Here is a 21,092-nt window from a genome sequence, read left to right on the forward strand (position 1 = left end):
GAATATGGCACTTTTGCTTTAAAGCTTATTTAAAAAATAAAGATCAATAAGAACCATAGATAAATTTATCTTATGAGGCTGATATGAAAAAACTCCTAACCACTAGTTTATTTGTGACCACCATTGCTTTAAGTGGCTGTAATGATTCTGATGATAAAAGTCCAAAAGATTCATCAAATCCATCTCCACTCACTTTGCAGACTTATACTCCTGGAGAGGATGCTGTTTTTTCCGTTGCATCAACTTTAATTACAGGAAAAAAAGATGCTATTTTGGTCGATGCTCAATTTCAGAATCAATACGCTAAAGACGTAGTCAATCTGATTAAGAAATCAGGTAAAAATTTAAAATATATTTATATTTCCCATAGTGACCCTGACTATTATTTTGGAACCAATGAAATTTTAAAAGCATTTCCAAATGCTAAGGTTGTTTCAACCGCGCAGATAGCTTATTTGATACAAGCCTCTAAAGAAGATAAGTTATCAGTTTGGCAGCCACAATTAGCAAAAGGCGATGCCCCTGAAAAGATTATTATTCCTGAAGCCTTAAATTCAGGACATATGGAATTAGATGGGCAAAAGCTTCAAGTCCAACTTGATCCAGAAGATTCCGCACATAGTTTCTTATGGATTCCAAGTTTAAAAACGGCATTGGGTGGTATTTCGGTCGCTTATGGTGAGCATTTGTGGATGGCCGATACCAATGGTGTGCAAGGGATCGATCTTTGGAAGAAGCAAATTGATAAAATACTGAGTTTAAATCCTGAAAAAGTGATCCCAGGTCATTATGTAAAAAGTGACTTTTCACCTAAGCCATTGGATTGGATTAAAGGGTATTTAACGAACTTTAAAACAGCAGTTACTGAAAATCAAAGCTCGGAAGGGATTTTTGGATATATGAAAGCAAAGTATCCAGATCTTGAGTCGAGTGAAGAAGTGCTAAAAATGTCTGCACAAGTATTTGCCAAAGAAACCGATTGGAAAGTTGCATCTCCTTATCCGCCAATAGGACAAAAAATTCAAGTCGATTTTACGAGTTTGAAATTTGATCTTGATGTCAAAGACCATCAAAACCTAACTTTTACAGGTGCCGGTGGCGCAGTTGGGCCAGATCTTTCTGAAGCGGTAAAATACACACCTGTTGAGATTGCTAAAAATATTTTTATGGTTTATTGGCATGAGGATAAATCAGGAGATAATGTCGTTCATATTCAAGATTATAATCGAGATATCGTTTACACCAACATTGCTGGGAATGATGGAACAATTCATCTTAAAGGCAAAATACTAGGCGTCAAAGGTGTAATCAAGGACATCGGTTTACAACAAGCATTGAACAAACCATTCTTCGCTATTGGACAGACTTTGGCGTTAAACATCAATGGTCAAACGCAGCGTCTTGAATTCAAAGACCAAAGTCTTTTAAATATCACATCAGGACAAAATAAATCTGCCAATATTGAATATTTAGCCACACAGGTTGGACCTGAGCAGTTTATGGTGTATTGGACAGATGATGCGACTAAAGAAAATGTTGTACTGATCATCGATCAAAAGCAAAAGATCATTTACCAAAATATCGCAATGCCAGATGGAAAATTTAATCATCATCGAGGTACATTTAGTCTTCTACCGAAATAATGATGATTTAGTCCTTTCTATGCTGAGTAAGAGTACCTTCGGGTGCTCGAGTTTTTGATCAATTTAACATAGAAAAATGGCAGAGCTAATCTTAAACATTGTATGCATTCGATGAATGTCATTGAAAAAACCATTATGAATTTGCTTGTATAATGTACAAAAAAGCGTAATATCGCTTTCCCATCATGAAGGATGGATAAACTGAAGGTGATAAAAAAATGGCAAAGAAAAAAGCGTTGCCAGAAGTTGTGATTCACAACTTTGTGGCAAAACATATGCATGAAGTCAACAAAAGCCAAGTTTTTGTAGATCGTAAGAAAAATGCAAAACGTGGCTATAGCAAGCACAAAAAAGGGAGATATTCGAATGATTATCTCCCTTTTTTTATATGCCTAAACACGTGAAGGTTAGTCTGCTCCACCACTACTTCCACCATAATCTATATCTACATATGATGATTCTCCCATTTGGTGTTCAGAATTCATCGTTGAGCCATGACCTAGCGTATGATTTGAAATAGGTTTGTTAGGTGTTGAACTACTTTTTAATTTACTAACATATAAATGAAATAGAATTACCGAGATCGCTACGATCAACATGAAGATAAAAAAAGCCAATTGATTATGTTGTTACTCAGCTGTATCTCTGCTTAAACGGGGATTCATATTAAGCATTTACAATACGATTTGATTTAACCATATCCGCTAAACCATGGTGACGGAAATAATATTCCATCCAACTTTTCACAATGAGTGGATTACTCATTTTCACCACTTCATCCAAAAGTGTTTGCGCATCTACCATTGGAACATGACAAATTGCTTTACGGACTCTGAGAATATTGCTCGAACTCATTGAAAGCGTATTAAAGCCCATCGCCATCAGTAAAATTGCTGAGAGTGGGTCGCCAGCCATTTCACCACAAATACTGACAGGTTTGTCATATTTGTGACACTCTTGAACTAAGCGTTGCAATGCTCGAAGCACTGAAGGATGGAAGTGAGAATAAACACTGGATACGCGTGGGTTATTACGGTCGACTGCCAACAAATATTGGATTAAATCATTCGAACCCACTGAGAAGAAATCAACTAATTCTGCAAACTCACCAATTTGAAGTAAAACACTAGGTACTTCCACCATGATGCCAATTTTAGGACGATTAATTTTAACTTGTTCTTCTTCCTGAACCGCAGCTAAGTCACGCTCAATAATATAAAGCGCTTCTTCTACTTCACTGACGCTGGTGATCATTGGCAGCAAAATATGCAAATTATTCAAGCCGACACTGGCTTTTAACATCGCACGAATTTGTGAAGAGAAAATCTCAGGATGATCCAAGGTAAAACGAATCCCTCTCCATCCTAATGCTGAGTTTTCTTCTTCTATTTCGAAATAAGGTAAATCTTTATCTGCACCAATATCCAAAGTACGCATCACGACTGGTTTATTGGCAAAGTGACTAAGTTGTTGACGGTAAATCGCTCGTTGTTCTTCTTCACCCGGGAAACGATCACGTAACATAAATGGAATTTCTGAACGATAGAGTCCGACACCTTTGGCGCCGCGTTGTACACCACGCACGACATCAATCATTAAACCTGTATTCACAAATAAGCGTACTGCAACACCATCAGGAGTGATGGCATCTTTGGTTTCATACTGTTTAAGATCTTTGGCGATTTGTTCTTCTTCTTTTTGGATGTCACGATAACGTTGACGTAAACGACGTGGTGGATTGATAAATACACGTCCTTGATAGGCATCAACAATCATTTCCACATCATCAAGGGTAGTCACCGGAAGTTCGGTAACCCCAACGACTGTCGGTATACCCAAAGCACGTGCCACAATCACCATATGTGAATTGGCAGCCCCTTCAGACGTCACAATCGCTGCAATCTTATCGACAGGAAGTTCAACCAATGCTGCCGTACTGATTTCCTCACCCACAATGATACTGTCATTGCTCAATTCACGATGACTTAAATCATCTTCTTGAAGTGCTGCTAAAATACGACGCCCAAGGTCTTTTAGGTCTGCAACACGTTCTCGTAAATAATCGTCTTCCATTTGTGCAAAGATTGCCACATGACGATCAATAACGTGTTTAACTGCACCTTGAGCCCAGTGACCATCACGGATTAACTCTTTGATTTCAGCAGGCAGGGCATTCTCATCCAACATTCTCAAGAATACGCTAAATAATGCACGTTCCTCAGACATCAAAGAATCTTGCATTTTTTTCATCAAGTGATTGAATTTCTTGACGAACTGAATCAACCGCATGATCAAGTAATTCAAGCTCTTCACTAATATCTTCAGCTTCGCGGTCAGGTACTGAACCTAAATCTGCGGGTGGATAAAGAATAAGTGCACGACCTAATGCAATACCACCTGCACCTGATGATCCTTGAAATGTTTTATAGGTTGGAGAATTATTTGGCTTACGGAAAACATCAATATTTCCAACTGCATGCGCATGGGCGATAACGCCAGAAAGTTGCGCACAAAGTGTGACTAAAAACGATTCAGCAGCTTCGCTAAAGTCTTGTGGTTCAGTATTCTGAACCACGAGAACACCCATGACTTTTCGACGATACATAACAGGAACGCCAAGGAAAGAGTTATAAATCTCTTCACCCGTTTCTGGGAAATACGCGAAACGCTCATGTTTAAACGCATTCTTGATATTGACGATTTCCTCGCGTTGCCCAACGAGTCCGACCAAACCCTCACCCAACTGTAATGATACATTGCCAATGGATTCAGCATTTAAGCCTTTGGAAGCCATCAGAACGTAACGTTGGTTACGTTCATCAAGTAAATAAATAGAGCACACATCTACATGCATTGCTTCAGAAATTTGGTTGACCATAATTTCTAACGAATCATGCAAACTGACAGACGCATTGATTTCTTGGACAATGCGCCGTAAAGAGTCTAATTGCATGTTCGACATGTAGCGGTGCTCCTCTTAAAGGGATGTAATTATGGTGATTATTCAAATAGTCGAAATAAAAATCAAACATTTAAATTCAATGTTTAATATAAATCATGCTATGGCAGATGCATACACAATTCCAACATGGCACGACGGTAAACATCTTTTTTGAAGTTCACCACTTGGCCTAGTGGATACCAATAGCTGACCCATTGCCATTGATCGAACTCTGGCGGATCATTTAAGTTCAACTGAATATGATTCGTTGACGCGACTAATTTCAATAAAAACCATTTTTGCTTTTGTCCGATACACACAGGATCAGAATCTGATCTGATGTAGCGAAGTGGCAAACGATAATGTAACCAACCTTCGGTCTGAGCAATTATTTGGACGTGCTCCGGCAATAACCCGACTTCTTCACGGAGTTCCCTGAAAAGTGCCTGTTCTGGAGTTTCACCAAATTGGATGCCTCCTTGAGGAAATTGCCAAGCATTGTGACCAATGCGTTTTGCCCATAAAACTTGTCCAATATCATTTGCCAAAATGATCCCGACATTCGGTCGGAAACCTTCTGAGTCGATCATTTGGCACCTAAAATTTATTAAATTCGTTGACTTTGGGTTCGGGGGCATCCACTCTCTATGCCCAACTCGAAAAGTTCAAAGTAATAATGTTTTAAAATTGCTATGATCTTAACGAATTTCTATCGACTAGCGGAGATAGATTTACATTTTTTTTCTTAAATTTCAGTTTGAACGAGTAATTTCATGAAATTGGCGTTGTTTGATTTAGATCACACCTTGTTAAATACCGACTCTGACCATTCTTGGGGCGAGTTTTTAGTCAATGAAGGCTTAGTTGATCCAGTTCGACATCGCGCCATGAATGACAAATTTTATGAAGATTACAAAGCGGGACAACTTGATCCAATTGCCTACAACGAATTCGTATTTGAATTTTTAACGCAACATGACAATGAGTATTTGACCGACTTACATCAGCTTTTTATGCAAAAAGTGATTCGACCTCAAATGCGTCCTGAAGGTTATAAAGCGATTCAACGTCATCAAGATGCTGGGCATCAATTAGTAGGGATTACCGCAACATCAGATTTTATTACTGCACCTATTTTTCGTGAATTTGGTATTACAGAAATTATTGCAACCAATGCAGAAGTGGTTGATGGTAAATATACGGGTAAAGTCATTAATATTCCGTGTTATCAAAAAGGTAAATTGGCACGATTAGATCAATGGCTTGAGGGACGAGAAGTTACTGAATCATGGGCATATTCAGACTCCATTAATGATCGATTCTTATTGGAATATGCGGATCATGCGATTGCAGTCAATCCAGATGATCGTCTTGAAGCATTGGCTAAAGAGCAGGGTTGGGATATCCAAGACTGGTCCATTTAAGACTATTTTATTCTCAAAATTAAAAATTGCTAAAGCCATTGTATCAATGGCTTTTTTTCATTGATCAGCATTGAAATAACTTGAGATGAAATTCAGCATAAATTTACAGACGCTTTCATCCCTTAGTGATACCTTATGCGCAAACAACTAACTTAAAATTAATCAAAATCATAAGGAATACACGATGCTAAATGCAGAGCCAAGAATGACCAACTTATTTGAGCAATTAGGATTAGATTCTAGCGAGCAAGCTATTGCAGAATTTATTGAAACACATCAGTTAGAAGCTGAAACCTTTTTGACTGAAGCAAGTTTTTGGTCTGAAGGTCAACGTCAATTTTTGAAAGAAAAATTATGTTCAGATGGTTCATGGGCATTAATTATCGATCAGCTTAACGAGTCTTTACATGAAGATTCATTGAAGAAAAAAGCTTAAGTAGCTCACTTGTCTTAAAAAGTAAAAAGTCATCTGATTAGATGACTTTTTAAATAACGAGTGCTGAAATTATTTCATTAAATCAACCAAGGCCTTGGCTGCCTTAGATTGGGTGCGTCCCGGATGCCAAACCATACCCAATTGACGCTGCATTTCTAAATTAATATCCAGTCTGACCAAGTCTTGATTGACCAAAGTACTTGGCAAGACAGACCAACCTAACCCAATAGAAGCCAACATGCGAATGGACTCAAGCGGGTTATTACTCATGGACACTTTAGGTTTTAATCCATTTTTTTCAAATTCTGCAAGGGTGATCTGCGCTGTATATGTTTGAGCTGCAGGTAATAAACTTGGGTACTGCATGAGATCTTCAAGGCTTAAATTTTTCATATTTGCCAATGGATGAAAAACTGCAGCAACGAAGACCAATGGATCACTCCATAAAGGAACATATTTTAAACGTTCATCTAGGACTGGGGGTAAGGTTAAGAATGCCAGTTCAAGATCACCCGCTAACACTTTTTCATGAGCTTGTTCTGAATCTACAAAATGCACATCTAATGTCACATCAGGATATTGCTGAACATAGCTTTTTAAATGTTGCGGTAAATGATGTAATCCAATGTGATGGCTGGTACCAACTTTAAGCTTTCCTTTAATCTGATTTTGGTCGTGGCTTAAGGTGTGATGAATATCACCTAGTTCATTTAACCAATTTTTAACTTTAGGAAGCAGGGAATGAGCCGCATGGGTGGCTTGTACACCTCGGCCAGCAGATTCAAATAATTTGACACCAAAATAATCTTCTAAACTATGAATACGTTTGGTAACAGCGGGCTGAGTGATAAATAGTTGATCAGCTGCCATAGAAATCGAACCCGTTTCCATGACTTTTATAAAAGCTTCAAAGGCAGCAAGATTCATAATTTAAACTCGGTTATGAAAATATTATTTAATTATAAAATAAATTTATATCTATTGCGAAGTAATTCTTCATAAACTGTTGCAAAAAAAGCCGCATAGTGCGGCTAAGATGAGGAGGATCACAGGTGAAACTATGCGACGATATTTTCTTCCTGTTGTATCGTTTTTTTCTCCCACACGCGTTCGTGAATGAAATAAGCCACGGCTTGTACAGTAGGCTCAAGTAAACTCAAAGTAATTGCCATCCAAATGCTGCCTGTGACAAGGTAGCCTACAATCATGGCTACCGTAATGTGCATAATGTAGTAGCTTAGTGTTTTTTTGAACATGCGTTGATTATCTTCAACAAATTTTTGAATATGTGCCATGTGAACATCCTCAGTTGGTGGTGATCTTGGAGATGTTTAAATGATAAGCATTCTTATTTAATCTGTAAAAGCGAATATTGTTTTTAAATTAATCGTTTTTATAGATGGTTTTGGTGTTTAAATTGATTCTAAAAAGTTTTTAAACTAATAAAAATGATAAATTAGATTTATGTGAATAGGCCGTTATAATCGTAATTAATGACAGAATTACCCAGTCCAGTGGAGCAAATCGACATGGCAGGCGAAACCCAAAAAGCAGAAACTCAAACAAAAAAAACGTTGTACGATAAATTGTGGGACGATCATTTAGTTAAACAACGCGATGATGGATCTTCTTTACTTTATATCGATCGTCACTTGTTGCATGAAGTGACTTCTCCACAAGCTTTTGAAGGCTTACAACTTGCAGGGCGTAAACCTTGGCGTTTAAGTGCAAACGTGGCAACGCCTGACCATAACGTACCAACGTCTACGAAAGAGCGTTCTGAAGGGATTGCGGGGATCGAAGATGATACTTCACGTATCCAAGTGCAAACTTTAGATGATAACTGTAAAACATTTAATGTTGCACAGTTTGATATCAACGATGTCCGTCAAGGGATCGCACACGTTGTTGGACCTGAGCAAGGTTTAACTTTACCAGGTATGACGGTTGTTTGTGGTGACTCTCATACAGCGACGCATGGTGCATTTGGTTGCTTGGCACATGGTATTGGGACATCAGAAGTTGAACATGTATTGGCAACGCAATGCTTAGTTCAAAAGAAAATGAAAAACATGTTGGTACGTGTTGACGGTAAATTAGGTCAAGGCGTAACACCAAAAGATGTGGTTTTAGCGATTATTGGTAAAATCGGTACAGCTGGTGGTACAGGTCATGCCATCGAATTTGGTGGTCAAGTGTTCCGTGATATGTCGATCGAAGGTCGTATGACGGTGTGTAACATGGCGATTGAAGGTGGTGCCCGTGTAGGTATGGTTGCTGTTGATGAAAAAACCATTGAATACGTAAAAAACCGTCCTTATGCACCGAAAGGTGAGCAGTGGGATGCAGCAGTAGAATATTGGAATACTTTACATTCTGATGAAGGTGCACACTTTGATACAGTTGTTGTATTACAAGGTGAAGAGATTGAGCCACAAGTGTCTTGGGGTACATCTCCTGAGATGGTGATTCCTGTATCTCAAGCAGTACCGACATTAGAACAAGCAAAAGATGATGTACAACGTAACGATTGGACACGTGCTTATCAATATATGGGCTTAACCGCGGGTCAAGCATTGTCTGATATTAAATTGGATCGCGTATTTATCGGTTCTTGCACCAACTCTCGTATTGAAGATATCCGTGCGGCAGCTGAAGTTGCAAAAGGCAAAAAAGTTGCAAGCACGATTAAGCAAGCGATGGTTGTTCCGGGTTCTGGCTTAGTCAAAGCACAAGCAGAAGCTGAAGGTTTAGATAAAATCTTAATTGAAGCTGGTTTTGAATGGCGTGAGCCAGGTTGCTCAATGTGTTTAGCAATGAATGCAGACAAATTACAACCGGGTGAGCACTGTGCATCAACATCAAACCGTAACTTCGAAGGTCGTCAAGGTAATGGTGGTCGTACGCATTTAGTGAGCCCAGCGATGGCAGCAGCAGCGGCAATTGCAGGTCACTTTGTTGATGTACGTTCATTCTAAGAGGAGCAAACAACATGAAAAAATATACCGTTGAACAAGGTATCGTTGCACCTTTAGACCGTGCCAATGTCGATACAGATTTAATTATTCCAAAACAGTTCTTGAAATCAATTAAGCGTACAGGTTTCGGCGCGAATTTGTTTGATGAGTTACGTTATTTAGATGAAGGCTATTTGGGGCAAGACAACTCAAAACGCCCTTTGAATCCAGACTTTGAGTTGAATAAACCACGTTATCAAGGTGCTTCAATCTTGATTTCACGTGCCAACTTTGGTTGTGGTTCAAGCCGAGAACACGCGCCATGGGCTTTAGAAGAATATGGTTTCCGTACCGTAATCGCACCAAGCTATGCAGACATTTTCTACAACAACAGCTTTAAAAATGGCATGTTACCAGTGATCTTGTCTGAAGAGATTGTTGATCAATTATTTAAAGAGTGTGCAGCACAAGAAGGTTATCAGTTAACGATTGATCTTCAAGCACAAGAAGTGCGTACGCCTACAGGCGAAGCATTTAAATTTGAAGTTGATCCATTCAGAAAGCACTGTTTGTTGAATGGTTTAGATGATATTGGTTTAACGTTACAAGCGGCAGAAGACATTCGTGCTTATGAGGAAAGAACTAAAGCTGTTCGCCCATGGGTATTCCAAGAAATCAAAGCGTAACTGATACTTAAAGCTATAGTGCTCTGATTCAAGTCTTGCTAATATCGGTGCAAAATTATTCTTTTAGTTTTGCGCCGTTTGGTGAGGTTGGGCACAAATGAAGGCAAAAGTTTTATTACGCTATGCGTTTTTCGGATTGTCTGTCGCCGTTTTATCCGCTTGTCAGACCGTAGACCGATTACAACTGAAAAAGATTAAAGAAACGCCTGAAACCAGAAATCATGCTTTGATTTATTGCTCAGGAACGTTGAATTGTGAGTTTGAAAGATTCGATGAGCATCCCATTGTTGATGCTCAATCTCGAAGATTAGATCAGCGTGCGATCAAGCAAGGTATGGTGCGATTAAATGCTGACTCTTTGAAAGATCCGCAAGCCTTATATCTTTCAGTTCCTGCTGGACTGCATGAGGTGGTGGTTCGCTTTTATCCGATTTCAGAGGAAAAAGCAGAAACTATTAATGTCATCCATCGCTTCGAAGCAAAAAAAGATTACCGATTTGTAATGTTTAGAGATCGAAGCAGTGGGAAAAAAAGTTTACTTGATGCTTCTGCACCAGAGCCATTATGTGTTGACTTGTTGCAAGAGCAACAAACCATTCGCCGTTTCTGCAAACCCTATAATGTTCTCAATGGACTAGGTGAGTTTGTGGAACAAAAAAATTTAAAAACACGTTAGTTCATACTAACTTTACAAATGGAAAATCTCATGTCTAAACAAATCTTGATTTTAGCTGGTGACGGCATTGGTCCTGAAATTGTAAAAGCAGCTGAACAGGTCCTCACCCGTGTCAATGAAAAATTCAATCTAGATTTAACATGGGAACAAGGTTTATTGGGTGGCGCTGCAATTGATGCGCATGGTTCACCTTATCCAGAAGTTACCTCTGAACAAGCAAAAAAAGCAGATGCGATTTTGTTAGGTGCTGTTGGTGGTCCGAAGTGGGATACAATTGAGCGCTCAATTCGTCCTGAGCGTGGTTTATTGAAATTACGTAGCGAACTTAACCTTTTCGCTAACTTGCGCCCAGCGATCTTGTATCCTCAATTGGCAGATGCTTCAAGTTTGAAACCTGAAATTGTTTCAGGCTTAGATATTTTAATTGTCCGTGAATTAACTGGTGGTATTTACTTCGGTCAACCACGTGGTATTCGTGAATTAGAGAATGGTGAGAAGCAAGGCTTTAACACCGACGTATATGCAGAGTCAGAAATCAAACGTATTGCTAAAGTGGCGTTTGAAATGGCGAAACTACGCGGTGGTAAAGTGTGTTCAGTTGATAAGGCGAATGTTCTTGAAGTCACTGAGCTTTGGAAACAAACAGTAACTCAGTTGCATGCTGAACAGTATGCTGACATTAACTTGTCACATATGTATGTCGACAATGCAGCAATGCAATTGGTTCGTGCACCTAAACAATTTGATGTGATCGTAACAGGTAACTTGTTCGGTGATATCTTGTCTGATGAGGCTGCGATGTTGACTGGTTCAATCGGTATGTTGCCATCAGCTTCTTTAGATGAAAATGGTAAAGGGATGTATGAGCCTTGTCATGGTTCAGCACCAGATATCGCAGGTCAAAATATCGCAAACCCATTGGCAACAATTTTATCTGTTGCAATGATGCTTCGATATACGTTCCGTCAAGAAGCTGCAGCAAAATCGATTGAAGATGCAGTAGGGAATGTTTTAGACCAAGGTTTACGTACAGCTGACATTATGTCTGAAGGCATGAAGAAGGTTGGGACAATTGAAATGGGTGAAGCAGTTGTTGCAGCGCTTAACTAATTTCAGTTGATTCATTCAAAACGCAGCCTATGAGCTGCGTTTTTTATTGCCGAGCTTTTGAAAGCGATATTGTTTTTTTAAGCTAAAAACACTTGAGCAAGTCATTACGTTACCGTATGACTGACTTGCTGAAGCTGTCCATACAGGAATCATAAAACTATTTTCATCTCTCATCGAATTTCCCATTGGAATCGAGGTGTTGACTATACGTTCAAAGGTGAAAATGGATCGATCATCTCGAATCTCAAGATTGGGCTTCAGCTTAATGTTAAAAGAATTCAACTCGGTAGTTTCTCGGATATGTTGGATATCTTGTCCTACAAATTGTGAAACATAAGTATTCATATTTTTTTGTTCTGAAAATTTGCTGTTTGGCATGCCGTAAACAGGAAAAGTGTAAATATGCAGATGGGCAAAAAACACAATTTATTTAGTGCACGAAATAGTGGGGCAGTACGACGATTTTTTAGATTGAATGTGCAAATGGGCTTTGTTGGTATATATGATTGGATAGTAAATGAATAAATAGTGAGTTTAATTATTCTATATATCTGAATTTGTCTCTTATCACAAAGACAGGCGATTGATTTAGCTGAATGAACTTTCTATGCGATTCATAAAATAAAAGTACAAAAACAAAAAAAGCCACTCAATGTGGCTTTTCGCTTACTAACACTTAGCGTGCACGGTAAGTAATGCGACCCTTAGATAAGTCATAAGGTGTCATTTCAACTTTAACACTGTCGCCAGTCAAAATACGAATATAGTGTTTACGCATTTTACCAGAAATGTGTGCAATTACTTCGTGACCGTTTTCTAAACGTACACGGAACATAGTATTAGGAAGCGTTTCGGTGACAACGCCTTCGAACTCGATAAGTTCCTCTTTATTGGCCATAGCCTACCTGATGATCAAATTGGAAAGGCGCAAATTATAGGCAAAATTTTAGAAAAAAACAAGGTTAAACCAAGTTCAGTCGGCGTTTCTATGGTCAAACTTGTCGAACAAACAAATAAAATTTTTAAACAAAAAAATGCTTAACTATGTTGTCAGTTTGGTCAATCGACTGTAATCTAATTCATAAGTTTTAAGTAAATATTAATAACATACAAGGAAGGGCACTGCGTGAGTCAGCTAACTGATGCTTCGGTTGTTCTACGATTAGGTTATCAAGCAATTCGTCGTGCTGGATTGCCCACAGAAGAAATTTTAACAAAAGCGGGTGTGGCCTTAAATCAAGTAGATCAAAATGCGCGTACGCCTTTAAGCGCGCAGTACGCTTTCTGGGTTGCTGCCGAAGAAGTCAGTAAAGATCCAGACATTGGTCTACATTTAGGTGAGCATTTACCACTTTATCGTGGTCAAGTGATTGAACATCTTTTTATTTCATCTGAAAATTTTGGCGAAGGCCTGAAAAGGGCTTTAGCATATCAACGTCTAATCAGTGATGCATTTCATGCCAAATTGGTTATTGAAGATGATCGTTGCTACCTAACCAATGGTGAACAACCATTCTCTGAAAACCTAGTCAATCGTCATTTTTCTGAGTGCGCGATTTCAGGCATTTTAAGATTCTTCAAATTTATTACTGAAGGTCGATTTCAACCTATATATATCGATTTTAACTTTAGCGAGGGTGCTTCAGACGATGAGTATTTCCGTGTATATGAGTGCCCGGTAAGTTTAGGCCAAAAAGAAACGCGACTTTATTTTGATCCTGCAATTTTAGATTATGTACTTTGGCAAGCCGAGCCAGAATTACTTCAACTGCATGAGCAGTTGGCGATTGAAAAATTACAGGAGTTGGCTCGATACGATTTAGTGGGTGAGGTGCGCCGTGCCATTGGTTCTACACTTGAGAGTGGAGAAACAACGCTAGAAACTGTGGCAGCTCAGTTGAATATCACCCCACGTCGTTTGAGAACACAGCTCAGTGAAGCCAATACAAGCTTCCAGCAAATTTTATCTGACTATCGTTGTCGTTTAGCTAAAAAACTTTTGGCAAACACCAATGAAAGCGTAGAGAGAATTGTCTATCTGACGGGTTTCTCAGAACCAAGTACGTTCTATCGTGCCTTTAAACGATGGACCAATGAGACACCTGTTGAATATCGTAAGCGTAAACAGCGCTAAAAAAGTCCCTTCTTATGAAGGGATTTTTTTCAATTCAAAATAAAAAATCTATTCAGGCATGTTTAACCAATGAGGGCCTAGCGGAACTTTAGGCAAGTTAAACTCTTCAGGATAGTGTGCTTGGATAAAGTAAAGGCCGTCAGGTGGTGCTGTGATCCCTGCTGCTTTACGGTCTTCTGCTGCGAATATTTCATCAATATGGTCAATGTCGTACATCCCCTGACCAATTTCCAGTAAACAGCCCATAATATTGCGAACCATGTGGTGTAAAAAACCATCTGCTTGGATGTCTAGAACGAGGTAAGCACCGTGTTTGATGAGTTTGCAATGGCTCACATGGCGTACAGGCTGGTTGGATTGACACGCAGCAGCTCGAAAACTTTCAAAGTTATGAGTACCCTCAAATTTTGAGGCTGCAGCAATCATTTTATCCACATCAAGTGGGTAATAAGCATGCGTTACTTGTTTGTGGAGTAAGGCAGGACGCATGGGTCTGTTATAAACGACATAACGATAACGGCGAGCCTGCGCTTTAAAGCGTGCATGAAAATCACTGCCCATTTCTTGAATCCACTGGATGGCAATATCTTTCGGGAGTGTACTGTTAGCTCCCATAAGCCAGCCACGAATTGGACGTATTGCATTTGTGTCAAAGTGAGCCACCATATTTGTGGCATGAACACCTGCATCTGTTCGACCCGCACCATGCAAAATGATGGGTTCATCAGCAATTTTGCTCAACACTTTTTCCATGGTTTCTTGTACGCTCGGCACGCCTGGTTGCTGTGTTTGCCAACCTCGATAACGAACGCCACTAAACTCAATTCCGATTGCAAAACGTGGCATTTGAACCTCTAATTTGATGAATCATACCAATGCTGTAACCATTGATCTGTGGAGGGGTATTGTAAATACATTTTTAGAATTTTGGCATAAAGATCGGCATCACTGAGTGTATCGTCGATCAAAATATCAGATGCTTTAATCCAACTGCTAATTGCATAGCGTTGATCTAATTCTCCAAACATGACCTGACTACTTAATACAATATGGCAGCCTAAGGCACGAAGCTGCTTCAAAATATCTGTGGTATCCGCATTAATTGCTAAATTACCGGTTCCATATGCTTGAAGTATGAGTACATGAGGCGAGTTGTCGATAAAACGCGTTAAATGCTGATTGAATAATTTGATTTCAATGGGGCGAAGACTCAGATTCGCAATATTGAGTTGTGTCGAGCGTTCAATATGTTGCTCAGTAATGTCGACAAAAGAACTTGATATGGGCTTGATGACATTTGTAAATGCTTCACCACAAAATGCATTTAGTGCCGTGCGATGAGTCTTGACTGCAGTTCTGGCATGAAAAATTTGATGGTTAAAGCATAAGTAAACACCATCAGACACATTTTCCATATATTGGATGGCATGATTCAGATTATCTAAAGCATCGCTCGATGGATGCAAAGATGTCGCTGCATGATTGAGCAGAGGAAATTGGCTACCTGTGATAATGACTCGACACGTATCATGGAGAAATCGAGAAAGAATAGCCGCAGCATAACTCATGGTATCGGTACCATGAATGACAATAAAATTTTGAAATTGTTTAGCTTGCAATTGTTGAATTTTTTGGATTAACAGCAACCAATCACGCGCCGTACATGCACTACTGTCTTTAATCTCATGAGCCTGAACAAGCTCTATTGGATTTTGAACGGGCAAAATTTCTTTTAATTGCGGGAAAAAATCGGCAGCAGGCATAGGCGCTAAAGGTTCACCAACGCAACCAAATGTCCCACCCATATAGATTAAAGCTATTTTTGAACTCATAAAAAAAGCAGCCTGATTAGACTGCTTCATATTAAGATTGATTGGAATCAGATTCCATGCTCTCTCGGAGTTTTGCTGCACGCATTTTTTGTTCGTCATTGTAATGCGATTCATATTCCGTAATTAATTTTTCTGCTTCATCAAACGCGCCAAATTTAATGTATTGATCCGCTAAATCTAAGTTAAGTTGAATTTCATCAACGTTGAGTAATTCAGGAAAACGTTGTACAAGAGGATCATCAGGACGATTCGGATTCATTTTTATCGCAGATGTTTCATGCGAATGACTCTGTTGCACATCCACGTTTTCATCTGATGAATTGAGGTCAAAATTAAACTCGTTTGTCGGTTCAATTGAGCTTTCTATTGTAGATTTTGAATCAAGATTTTCCTCAAAGTCGAAAGTTACAAAATCTAAATTTTGATCATTCACGCTTTGTTCTGGAACTTTTGCTGAGCTAGATATTTCAGCATCAAAGTTAAAATCATCTGAAAGATCAAAAGTGAGTTCATCCTTAGATGTTGTTTGAGAATGAGGCTGTTCCGACTGATCTGAAAAGCTAAATTCCAATGGATCTATTTCAATATTCAGTTCTTGTGGATTTTTTTCTAATGGAGAAGAGCTCAGTGCTGAATGAGAGAGATCTGTTTTTTCAACCCATTCTTGACTTAAATCAAGTGTGAAGTCGAGATTTTGGATGGACTCATTTTCTGAAGCAAGGTTCTCAGCATCAGTTGAGTGCACTGATGCTGTTTGTGATTTATTTTCAGACTGAAAACTGGAGAAATCTAAATCAAACTCTAAGGGTGCGCGATCTTCAGTCGATTGATTGGTTGTTTCAGATTCAGTCTGTGTTTGAGCATTTGGCTCGAAAGTTAAATCTGTCGTTATAAATTCTAAAGGTGTTTGCTCTTTTGATGCAGGAGTCTTCTCATCATCTTGCTGGAATGGGTGTTGTGAGGTTGGTTGCGGTGTATCTTCCATAAAAAAATCGAGTTCAAAATGCTCGTTTTGCGATGGAGTCTGTTGTTCAGTTGCCTGCTGATTTTCAGCCTGATCAGAAGGGAGCTGGTCAATGATTTCTTCATTGGTTTTATTGAGCGTAAACTCTTCTGCTAAATCCAGCTGTTCTGAGCTAAATACAAAATGAGCATTAGGTTCAGCAGAGACATGCTCAGTTTCTTCCTCAGGAGTGCTTTTCTTCTCTTTGGCTTGTAAGGGATGTGGGTTTTGTTCTGTTTCAAACACAAATGTTGAGCTTTGAGAAGGAAGAGAAGATTGCTCTGTGGTCTCATTTGTTTCAGTGGGTGTGCTTTCCTGAGTGCTATGTTGTTCATCCTGTGATTTGATGAGATGATCAAAGGCTTGTTCTGATTGCACTGCAGGGATTTCAGTTATAAAACTGGTGCTATGAAACTGTGCAGCATGACGAGGCTGATTCTCGGTGTTCGATATATCCCGTGATTCTTTCGCAATTTCTTTATTCTGTTCCGCTTCTTTTGCAGCTTTAAGTTTGTCTTCAGCTTCATCCGCAATGTAATGTAATCCAGTGGAGCGTAAATAATTACTTAATTGTTTTAAAGCAAATTCATCATTCTGTAGGATGTGAATATCAATCAAATACGAGTAAAGCTCATGTTGTCTAGGATCACGATTCAATGCTTGATTGATTTTTGCTTCGGCTGACATATAGCTTTCTGATTGAATTAAGTATTCAATGCTGGCTTTAAGTTCATCAGCCACTGGTTCGGCACTTAAGTCTTGTGGTGCGCCATGACCGTGCTGTGAATAGGCTTGTTGTGGGGTGGAGCGAGTTTTAGGGCTTTTCTTAGCGCGTTTTACACTCACATTTTTTTTAGATTTTGTTGATCCTGTGTCACCATTTTTTTGTTTATCCTCACGTTTTTTGAGCACCAGTGCGATTAACAGCAAGACGACAAATGGAATGACATACAACATAATTTTTCCCCTTCATTGAATTCAATGAATTTATTGCAAATCTAATACCTGAGTGCTCGAAATATTGGACTGTTTTTAATCTCGATTTTTTATATTCTCAGTTCATCATTATGCATCGATCAAGATGTTCGAAATAAGAAGTGATGAGATTGTAATTTAACTGTTTTTTGTATAGATGTCATAATATTTCCTTTCAAATAGCACTCCAAGCTCTAATCAATTCAAATTGCATAAAAAAAGCCGATCTAATCAGACCGGCTTTTTATTGAAGTGACTATTAAAAATTAAGCATTTTTATAGTCAATCAAGATGCGTAGCATACGGCGTAAAGGTTCAGCAGCACCCCAAAGTAATTGGTCACCAACAGTGAACGCGCCTAAATACTCTTTACCCATATTAAGTTTACGTAAACGACCTACTGGAACAGTAAGCGTGCCTGTTACTGCAACAGGTGTAAGATCAGTCATTGATGCTTCACGTGTGTTCGGCACAACTTTAGACCAGTCATTTGCACTTGCAATGATGTCTTCAATTTCATTTAAAGGAACATCTTTACGAAGTTTTAAAGTCAATGCTTGTGAGTGACAGCGCATTGCACCAATACGTACACAGTGACCATCAATAGGTACAATTTGTGAATTACCAAGAATCTTATTGGTTTCAACTTGACCTTTCCATTCCTCTTTCGATTGACCGCTTTCAAGCTGTTTGTCGATATAAGGAATTAAAGAACCTGCTAAAGGTACACCGAAGTTTGCTGAAGGGAATCCTTCACCACGTTGTAATTCAGCAATTTTAGAGTCGATATCTAAAATTGGAGAACGTGGATCGTCTAATAGATCTTTTGTATTGTTATACAAATAGCCCATACCTGTGATGAGTTCACGCATGTTTTGCGCACCCGCACCAGAAGCAGCTTGGTAAGTCATTGAAGTCGCCCATTCAACAAGATTGTTTTGGAACAGACCACCAAGACCCATTAACATCAATGAAACAGTACAGTTACCGCCTACAAATGTTTTCGTACCTTTTACCAAACCGTCTTTGATCACATTCATGTTGACTGGATCTAATACGATGATTGCTTCATCGTCCATACGCAATGTAGATGCAGCGTCAATCCAGTAACCATTCCAACCATCAGCTTTCAACTTAGGGAAAACTTCAGTGGTATAATCACCACCTTGGCAGGTAATAATGACATCCATTTGCTCCAGACTATTAATGTCTGTCGCATCCATAAGTGCTGGGGCAGTTTTACCACCAAACGCAGGGGCTTCACCACCTGCATTACTGGTAGAGAAGTAGAATGGCTCAAAATGAGCGAAATCATTCTCTTCAACCATACGTTGCATAAGGACGGAACCAACCATCCCGCGCCAACCGACCAGACCTACTTTCATGTCACTTTGCCTCGGTGCGTTAAAATAAAAAAGGGGGTTCGAGTGTATCAAAAGAGTGTATAACTGCAAGTGGTACACAATCAAAACAGCAAATATATTGTGCAATATATCTTGTTTATGTTACATGCAAAACTAATATAAATTTATGAATCATCGAAAAATTAAGAATATATAAAGAGAAGCGCTATGCTATGGATTGAGATACTGGCTGTTGTTGTGATTTGGTTAAGTTTTTGGTCTTTGATTCCGCGTGATGAGTGGTGGTTTCGAGGTGCCGATTTTCCAAGACTACAAATTTTAGCCCTAGGCTTTATCGCATTTATCCTCCTGTTGATTTGGGATGGGGAATGGGATTTAAGACGCCAAGTCATATTTGTTGGATTAATTGCTGCATTAGCATATCAATTGAAGATGGTTTTGCCTTATACCTTAATTTGGAAAAAACAGGTGAAACAGGTCCAACCAGATCAAATTGATCCATCAAAGCAAATCTCTTTAATTGTGTCGAATGTTTTAACACCAAATACAGAATATCATCGTTTGATTGAACAGATTCATCAGCATCAACCCGATATCGTATTGACGCTTGAAACAGACCAAACCTGGCAGAATGAACTTTCAGTCATCGAAGCGGATTATCCTTATCGTGTTCCAGTACCTTTAGATAATCTCTATGGAATGCATCTCTACAGTAAGTTGGAATTGAGTGATACCGAAGTCAAATTCATACTGAGTAATGAGATTCCTTCTATTCATACCACAGTGAAATTACGTTCTGGACAGCCAGTTCAATTATATTGTTTACATCCCAAACCGCCGAGTCCAACTGAAGCCAAAGACTCTACATTACGTGATGCTGAATTGTTGATTGTGGGTGATCAAATTAAAGACTTGGATGAAAGTTGCATTGTCATGGGAGATCTAAACGATGTGGCATGGTCTCGTACCACACGACTATTTCAACGTATCAGTGGTTTATTAGATCCGCGTGTTGGACGTCATTATGTCAATACCTTCCATGCGGACTATCCGCTATTACGATGGTCACTCGATCATGTATTCCACAGCACTGATTTTGCTTTGGTGAAAATGGAGCGATTACCGCATATTGGTTCGGATCACTTTCCTGTGTACGTTGTTTTACAAACTGGACGACAATTTGAGCAAGTACAGCAAGAATTAGAACAGACGGATGCTGATGAGCAAGAGGCTCAGGAGGCGATTCAAGAAGGTATTGCGAAAGCTGAGAAAGAAGAGAAACAAGTGACAGATGAAATTGCGCAAGATTATAAAGATGTCAAACAAGTGTGAATGGATGCGTGTAAGAAATTGCTTACAATGAATGTGTCTGTTGACCCATAGTCACGAAGCGAGCTTAAGCGTAATCTAAGCTTATCGGCACAGGGAGTGGGAATGGAATGATCCCAATATGGAAGACGACGCCGACGGAAAATCATCATGGAGATGATGTAGGAAAGGAAAGCCAATAAAACAATAATATGATTTTTGAAAAGCACAACCTCATCGACCCGAGTTTTACAGGATGTAGAACTCGGGTTTAGTTTATGGTGGGTTTAAACGTTTAAATGCATACAGGTCGAATGAATTAAATCTCGTTATTCAGCTCTAATCTTTTATTAATGCTATGATTTGCCAAAATGAAAATATTGAGCAGATGGGGTATGAGTTTGTTTCTTAAAAATATGAAAGACATAACTACAAGCAAATCCTTCGCTTCGATCGTTGTGTTAAATGTACTAATGAGTACCAGCGTATTTGCACAAGAAGCTGATGAAAAAATGATGGATGCGGTTGCATCTCAAGAACAGGTCGCGAACACTGAAGCTAAAGAAGCTAAAGAAGCTAAAGAAGCTAAAGAAGCTAAAGAAG

The 21,092-nt window shown here is 39.1% G+C and carries 20 protein-coding genes and 1 pseudogene; 11 read left to right on the forward strand and 10 right to left on the reverse strand.

From position 1 onward, the window contains the following. The first annotated feature begins 83 nt into the window (after window positions 1–83). Complete coding sequence (locus BMW42_RS05675; RefSeq protein ID WP_092766710.1) at window positions 84–1,643, forward strand: MBL fold metallo-hydrolase; 1,560 nt, start codon at window positions 84–86, stop codon at window positions 1,641–1,643. Window positions 1,644–1,861: 218 nt separating this feature from the next. Then, window positions 1,862–2,047: a DUF7230 family protein gene (locus BMW42_RS05680; RefSeq protein WP_035264181.1), complete on the forward strand. Its 186-nt coding sequence runs from the start codon at window positions 1,862–1,864 to the stop codon at window positions 2,045–2,047. A gap of 262 nt (window positions 2,048–2,309) precedes the next feature. On the opposite strand, the pseudogene ptsP reads toward BMW42_RS05680, so the two are convergent. Together ptsP and BMW42_RS05690 are read right to left on the reverse strand one after the other, a co-directional pair. Next, window positions 2,310–4,605, reverse strand: a pseudogene (ptsP, locus tag BMW42_RS05685) (phosphoenolpyruvate--protein phosphotransferase). A 98-nt stretch (window positions 4,606–4,703) separates the two neighbouring features. Next, entirely contained in the window at window positions 4,704–5,174 is a 471-nt protein-coding gene (locus tag BMW42_RS05690) for an RNA pyrophosphohydrolase (protein ID WP_035264177.1), read from the reverse strand. 183 nt (window positions 5,175–5,357) lie between these two features. Here BMW42_RS05690 and BMW42_RS05695 point away from each other — a divergent pair, with 183 nt between their 5' ends. Together BMW42_RS05695 and BMW42_RS05700 are read left to right on the forward strand one after the other, a co-directional pair. Next, a complete protein-coding gene (locus BMW42_RS05695; protein WP_092766711.1) occupies window positions 5,358–6,008 on the forward strand; it encodes an HAD family hydrolase in 651 nt (216 codons plus the stop codon). A gap of 184 nt (window positions 6,009–6,192) precedes the next feature. Then, window positions 6,193–6,444 carry a DUF2789 family protein gene (locus BMW42_RS05700; RefSeq protein WP_035264173.1) on the forward strand — a complete coding sequence of 84 codons (252 nt, stop codon included), beginning with the start codon at window positions 6,193–6,195 and terminating at the stop codon, window positions 6,442–6,444. A 69-nt stretch (window positions 6,445–6,513) separates the two neighbouring features. Here BMW42_RS05700 and BMW42_RS05705 read toward each other — a convergent pair whose 3' ends face one another. Beyond that, window positions 6,514–7,371, reverse strand: coding sequence for a LysR family transcriptional regulator (locus BMW42_RS05705; protein ID WP_035264171.1), 858 nt, complete (start codon window positions 7,369–7,371; stop codon window positions 6,514–6,516). 131 nt (window positions 7,372–7,502) lie between these two features. Next, window positions 7,503–7,739: a DUF2061 domain-containing protein gene (locus BMW42_RS05710; protein WP_035264169.1), complete on the reverse strand. Its 237-nt coding sequence runs from the start codon at window positions 7,737–7,739 to the stop codon at window positions 7,503–7,505. A 234-nt stretch (window positions 7,740–7,973) separates the two neighbouring features. Between BMW42_RS05710 and leuC the strand changes: the two genes are divergently transcribed. The 4 genes from leuC (at window position 7,974) to leuB (ending at window position 11,873) form a co-directional block, all read left to right on the forward strand. Further along, window positions 7,974–9,422 (forward strand): 3-isopropylmalate dehydratase large subunit, encoded by a 1,449-nt coding sequence (gene leuC / locus BMW42_RS05715; RefSeq protein WP_092766712.1) that lies wholly within the window; start codon window positions 7,974–7,976, stop codon window positions 9,420–9,422. Window positions 9,423–9,436: 14 nt separating this feature from the next. Further along, window positions 9,437–10,087: a 3-isopropylmalate dehydratase small subunit gene (leuD, locus tag BMW42_RS05720; protein WP_035264160.1), complete on the forward strand. Its 651-nt coding sequence runs from the start codon at window positions 9,437–9,439 to the stop codon at window positions 10,085–10,087. A gap of 97 nt (window positions 10,088–10,184) precedes the next feature. Beyond that, the gene (locus BMW42_RS05725) at window positions 10,185–10,763 is read left to right on the forward strand and encodes a hypothetical protein (protein WP_035264152.1); all 579 of its coding nucleotides are present in this window, start codon (window positions 10,185–10,187) and stop codon (window positions 10,761–10,763) included. A gap of 30 nt (window positions 10,764–10,793) precedes the next feature. Then, window positions 10,794–11,873 (forward strand): 3-isopropylmalate dehydrogenase, encoded by a 1,080-nt coding sequence (gene leuB / locus BMW42_RS05730; RefSeq protein ID WP_035264143.1) that lies wholly within the window; start codon window positions 10,794–10,796, stop codon window positions 11,871–11,873. 27 nt (window positions 11,874–11,900) lie between these two features. Here leuB and BMW42_RS05735 read toward each other — a convergent pair whose 3' ends face one another. Together BMW42_RS05735 and infA are read right to left on the reverse strand one after the other, a co-directional pair. Then, window positions 11,901–12,218, reverse strand: a complete 318-nt coding sequence (locus tag BMW42_RS05735) for a hypothetical protein (RefSeq protein WP_143047400.1) — start codon at window positions 12,216–12,218, stop codon at window positions 11,901–11,903. 331 nt (window positions 12,219–12,549) lie between these two features. Continuing rightward, entirely contained in the window at window positions 12,550–12,771 is a 222-nt protein-coding gene (gene infA / locus BMW42_RS05740) for a translation initiation factor IF-1 (protein WP_004692529.1), read from the reverse strand. 228 nt (window positions 12,772–12,999) lie between these two features. Between infA and BMW42_RS05745 the strand changes: the two genes are divergently transcribed. Then, on the forward strand, window positions 13,000–14,007 hold the full coding sequence (locus BMW42_RS05745; RefSeq protein WP_035264130.1) for an AraC family transcriptional regulator: 1,008 nt from the start codon (window positions 13,000–13,002) through the stop codon (window positions 14,005–14,007). Between the two features lie 48 nt (window positions 14,008–14,055). On the opposite strand, the gene truA is transcribed toward BMW42_RS05745, so the two are convergent. The 4 genes from truA to asd all read right to left on the reverse strand — a co-directional run bounded on the left by truA (window position 14,056) and on the right by asd (window position 19,202). Next, a complete protein-coding gene (gene truA, locus BMW42_RS05750) occupies window positions 14,056–14,853 on the reverse strand; it encodes a tRNA pseudouridine(38-40) synthase TruA (protein WP_092766713.1) in 798 nt (265 codons plus the stop codon). Window positions 14,854–14,861: 8 nt separating this feature from the next. Continuing rightward, window positions 14,862–15,839, reverse strand: a complete 978-nt coding sequence (locus tag BMW42_RS05755; protein WP_035264356.1) for an asparaginase domain-containing protein — start codon at window positions 15,837–15,839, stop codon at window positions 14,862–14,864. Window positions 15,840–15,870: 31 nt separating this feature from the next. Then, window positions 15,871–17,799: a hypothetical protein gene (locus tag BMW42_RS05760; RefSeq protein WP_092766714.1), complete on the reverse strand. Its 1,929-nt coding sequence runs from the start codon at window positions 17,797–17,799 to the stop codon at window positions 15,871–15,873. Between the two features lie 284 nt (window positions 17,800–18,083). Continuing rightward, window positions 18,084–19,202 (reverse strand): aspartate-semialdehyde dehydrogenase, encoded by a 1,119-nt coding sequence (asd, locus tag BMW42_RS05765; protein ID WP_092766715.1) that lies wholly within the window; start codon window positions 19,200–19,202, stop codon window positions 18,084–18,086. Window positions 19,203–19,388: 186 nt separating this feature from the next. Between asd and BMW42_RS05770 the strand changes: the two genes are divergently transcribed. Together BMW42_RS05770 and BMW42_RS14715 are read left to right on the forward strand one after the other, a co-directional pair. After that, on the forward strand, window positions 19,389–20,513 hold the full coding sequence (locus BMW42_RS05770; protein ID WP_092766716.1) for an endonuclease/exonuclease/phosphatase family protein: 1,125 nt from the start codon (window positions 19,389–19,391) through the stop codon (window positions 20,511–20,513). A 371-nt stretch (window positions 20,514–20,884) separates the two neighbouring features. Next, window positions 20,885–21,092: hypothetical protein (locus BMW42_RS14715; protein WP_171260681.1), on the forward strand; the 208-nt coding region annotated here is incomplete at its 3' end.

It is taken from the genome of Acinetobacter sp. DSM 11652, from assembly GCF_900109815.1.
Taxonomy (GTDB): domain Bacteria; phylum Pseudomonadota; class Gammaproteobacteria; order Pseudomonadales; family Moraxellaceae; genus Acinetobacter.

What these genes read in the sequence shown, in the direction of transcription:
- BMW42_RS05695 (WP_092766711.1), top strand. Translation starts at nt 5,358, where the DNA reads ATGAAATTGGCGTTGTTTGATTTAGATCACACCTTGTTAAATACCGAC.
- BMW42_RS05770 (WP_092766716.1), top strand. Translation starts at nt 19,389, where the DNA reads ATGCTATGGATTGAGATACTGGCTGTTGTTGTGATTTGGTTAAGTTTT.
- BMW42_RS05760 (WP_092766714.1), bottom strand. Translation starts at nt 17,799, where the DNA reads ATGTTGTATGTCATTCCATTTGTCGTCTTGCTGTTAATCGCACTGGTG.
- asd (WP_092766715.1), bottom strand. Translation starts at nt 19,202, where the DNA reads ATGAAAGTAGGTCTGGTCGGTTGGCGCGGGATGGTTGGTTCCGTCCTT.
- BMW42_RS05755 (WP_035264356.1), bottom strand. Translation starts at nt 15,839, where the DNA reads ATGAGTTCAAAAATAGCTTTAATCTATATGGGTGGGACATTTGGTTGC.
- BMW42_RS05700 (WP_035264173.1), top strand. Translation starts at nt 6,193, where the DNA reads ATGCTAAATGCAGAGCCAAGAATGACCAACTTATTTGAGCAATTAGGA.
- leuC (WP_092766712.1), top strand. Translation starts at nt 7,974, where the DNA reads ATGGCAGGCGAAACCCAAAAAGCAGAAACTCAAACAAAAAAAACGTTG.
- BMW42_RS05675 (WP_092766710.1), top strand. Translation starts at nt 84, where the DNA reads ATGAAAAAACTCCTAACCACTAGTTTATTTGTGACCACCATTGCTTTA.
- truA (WP_092766713.1), bottom strand. Translation starts at nt 14,853, where the DNA reads ATGCCACGTTTTGCAATCGGAATTGAGTTTAGTGGCGTTCGTTATCGA.
- leuB (WP_035264143.1), top strand. Translation starts at nt 10,794, where the DNA reads ATGTCTAAACAAATCTTGATTTTAGCTGGTGACGGCATTGGTCCTGAA.
- BMW42_RS05735 (WP_143047400.1), bottom strand. Translation starts at nt 12,218, where the DNA reads ATGAATACTTATGTTTCACAATTTGTAGGACAAGATATCCAACATATC.
- infA (WP_004692529.1), bottom strand. Translation starts at nt 12,771, where the DNA reads ATGGCCAATAAAGAGGAACTTATCGAGTTCGAAGGCGTTGTCACCGAA.
- BMW42_RS05710 (WP_035264169.1), bottom strand. Translation starts at nt 7,739, where the DNA reads ATGGCACATATTCAAAAATTTGTTGAAGATAATCAACGCATGTTCAAA.
- BMW42_RS05690 (WP_035264177.1), bottom strand. Translation starts at nt 5,174, where the DNA reads ATGATCGACTCAGAAGGTTTCCGACCGAATGTCGGGATCATTTTGGCA.
- BMW42_RS05705 (WP_035264171.1), bottom strand. Translation starts at nt 7,371, where the DNA reads ATGAATCTTGCTGCCTTTGAAGCTTTTATAAAAGTCATGGAAACGGGT.
- BMW42_RS05725 (WP_035264152.1), top strand. Translation starts at nt 10,185, where the DNA reads ATGAAGGCAAAAGTTTTATTACGCTATGCGTTTTTCGGATTGTCTGTC.
- BMW42_RS05680 (WP_035264181.1), top strand. Translation starts at nt 1,862, where the DNA reads ATGGCAAAGAAAAAAGCGTTGCCAGAAGTTGTGATTCACAACTTTGTG.
- leuD (WP_035264160.1), top strand. Translation starts at nt 9,437, where the DNA reads ATGAAAAAATATACCGTTGAACAAGGTATCGTTGCACCTTTAGACCGT.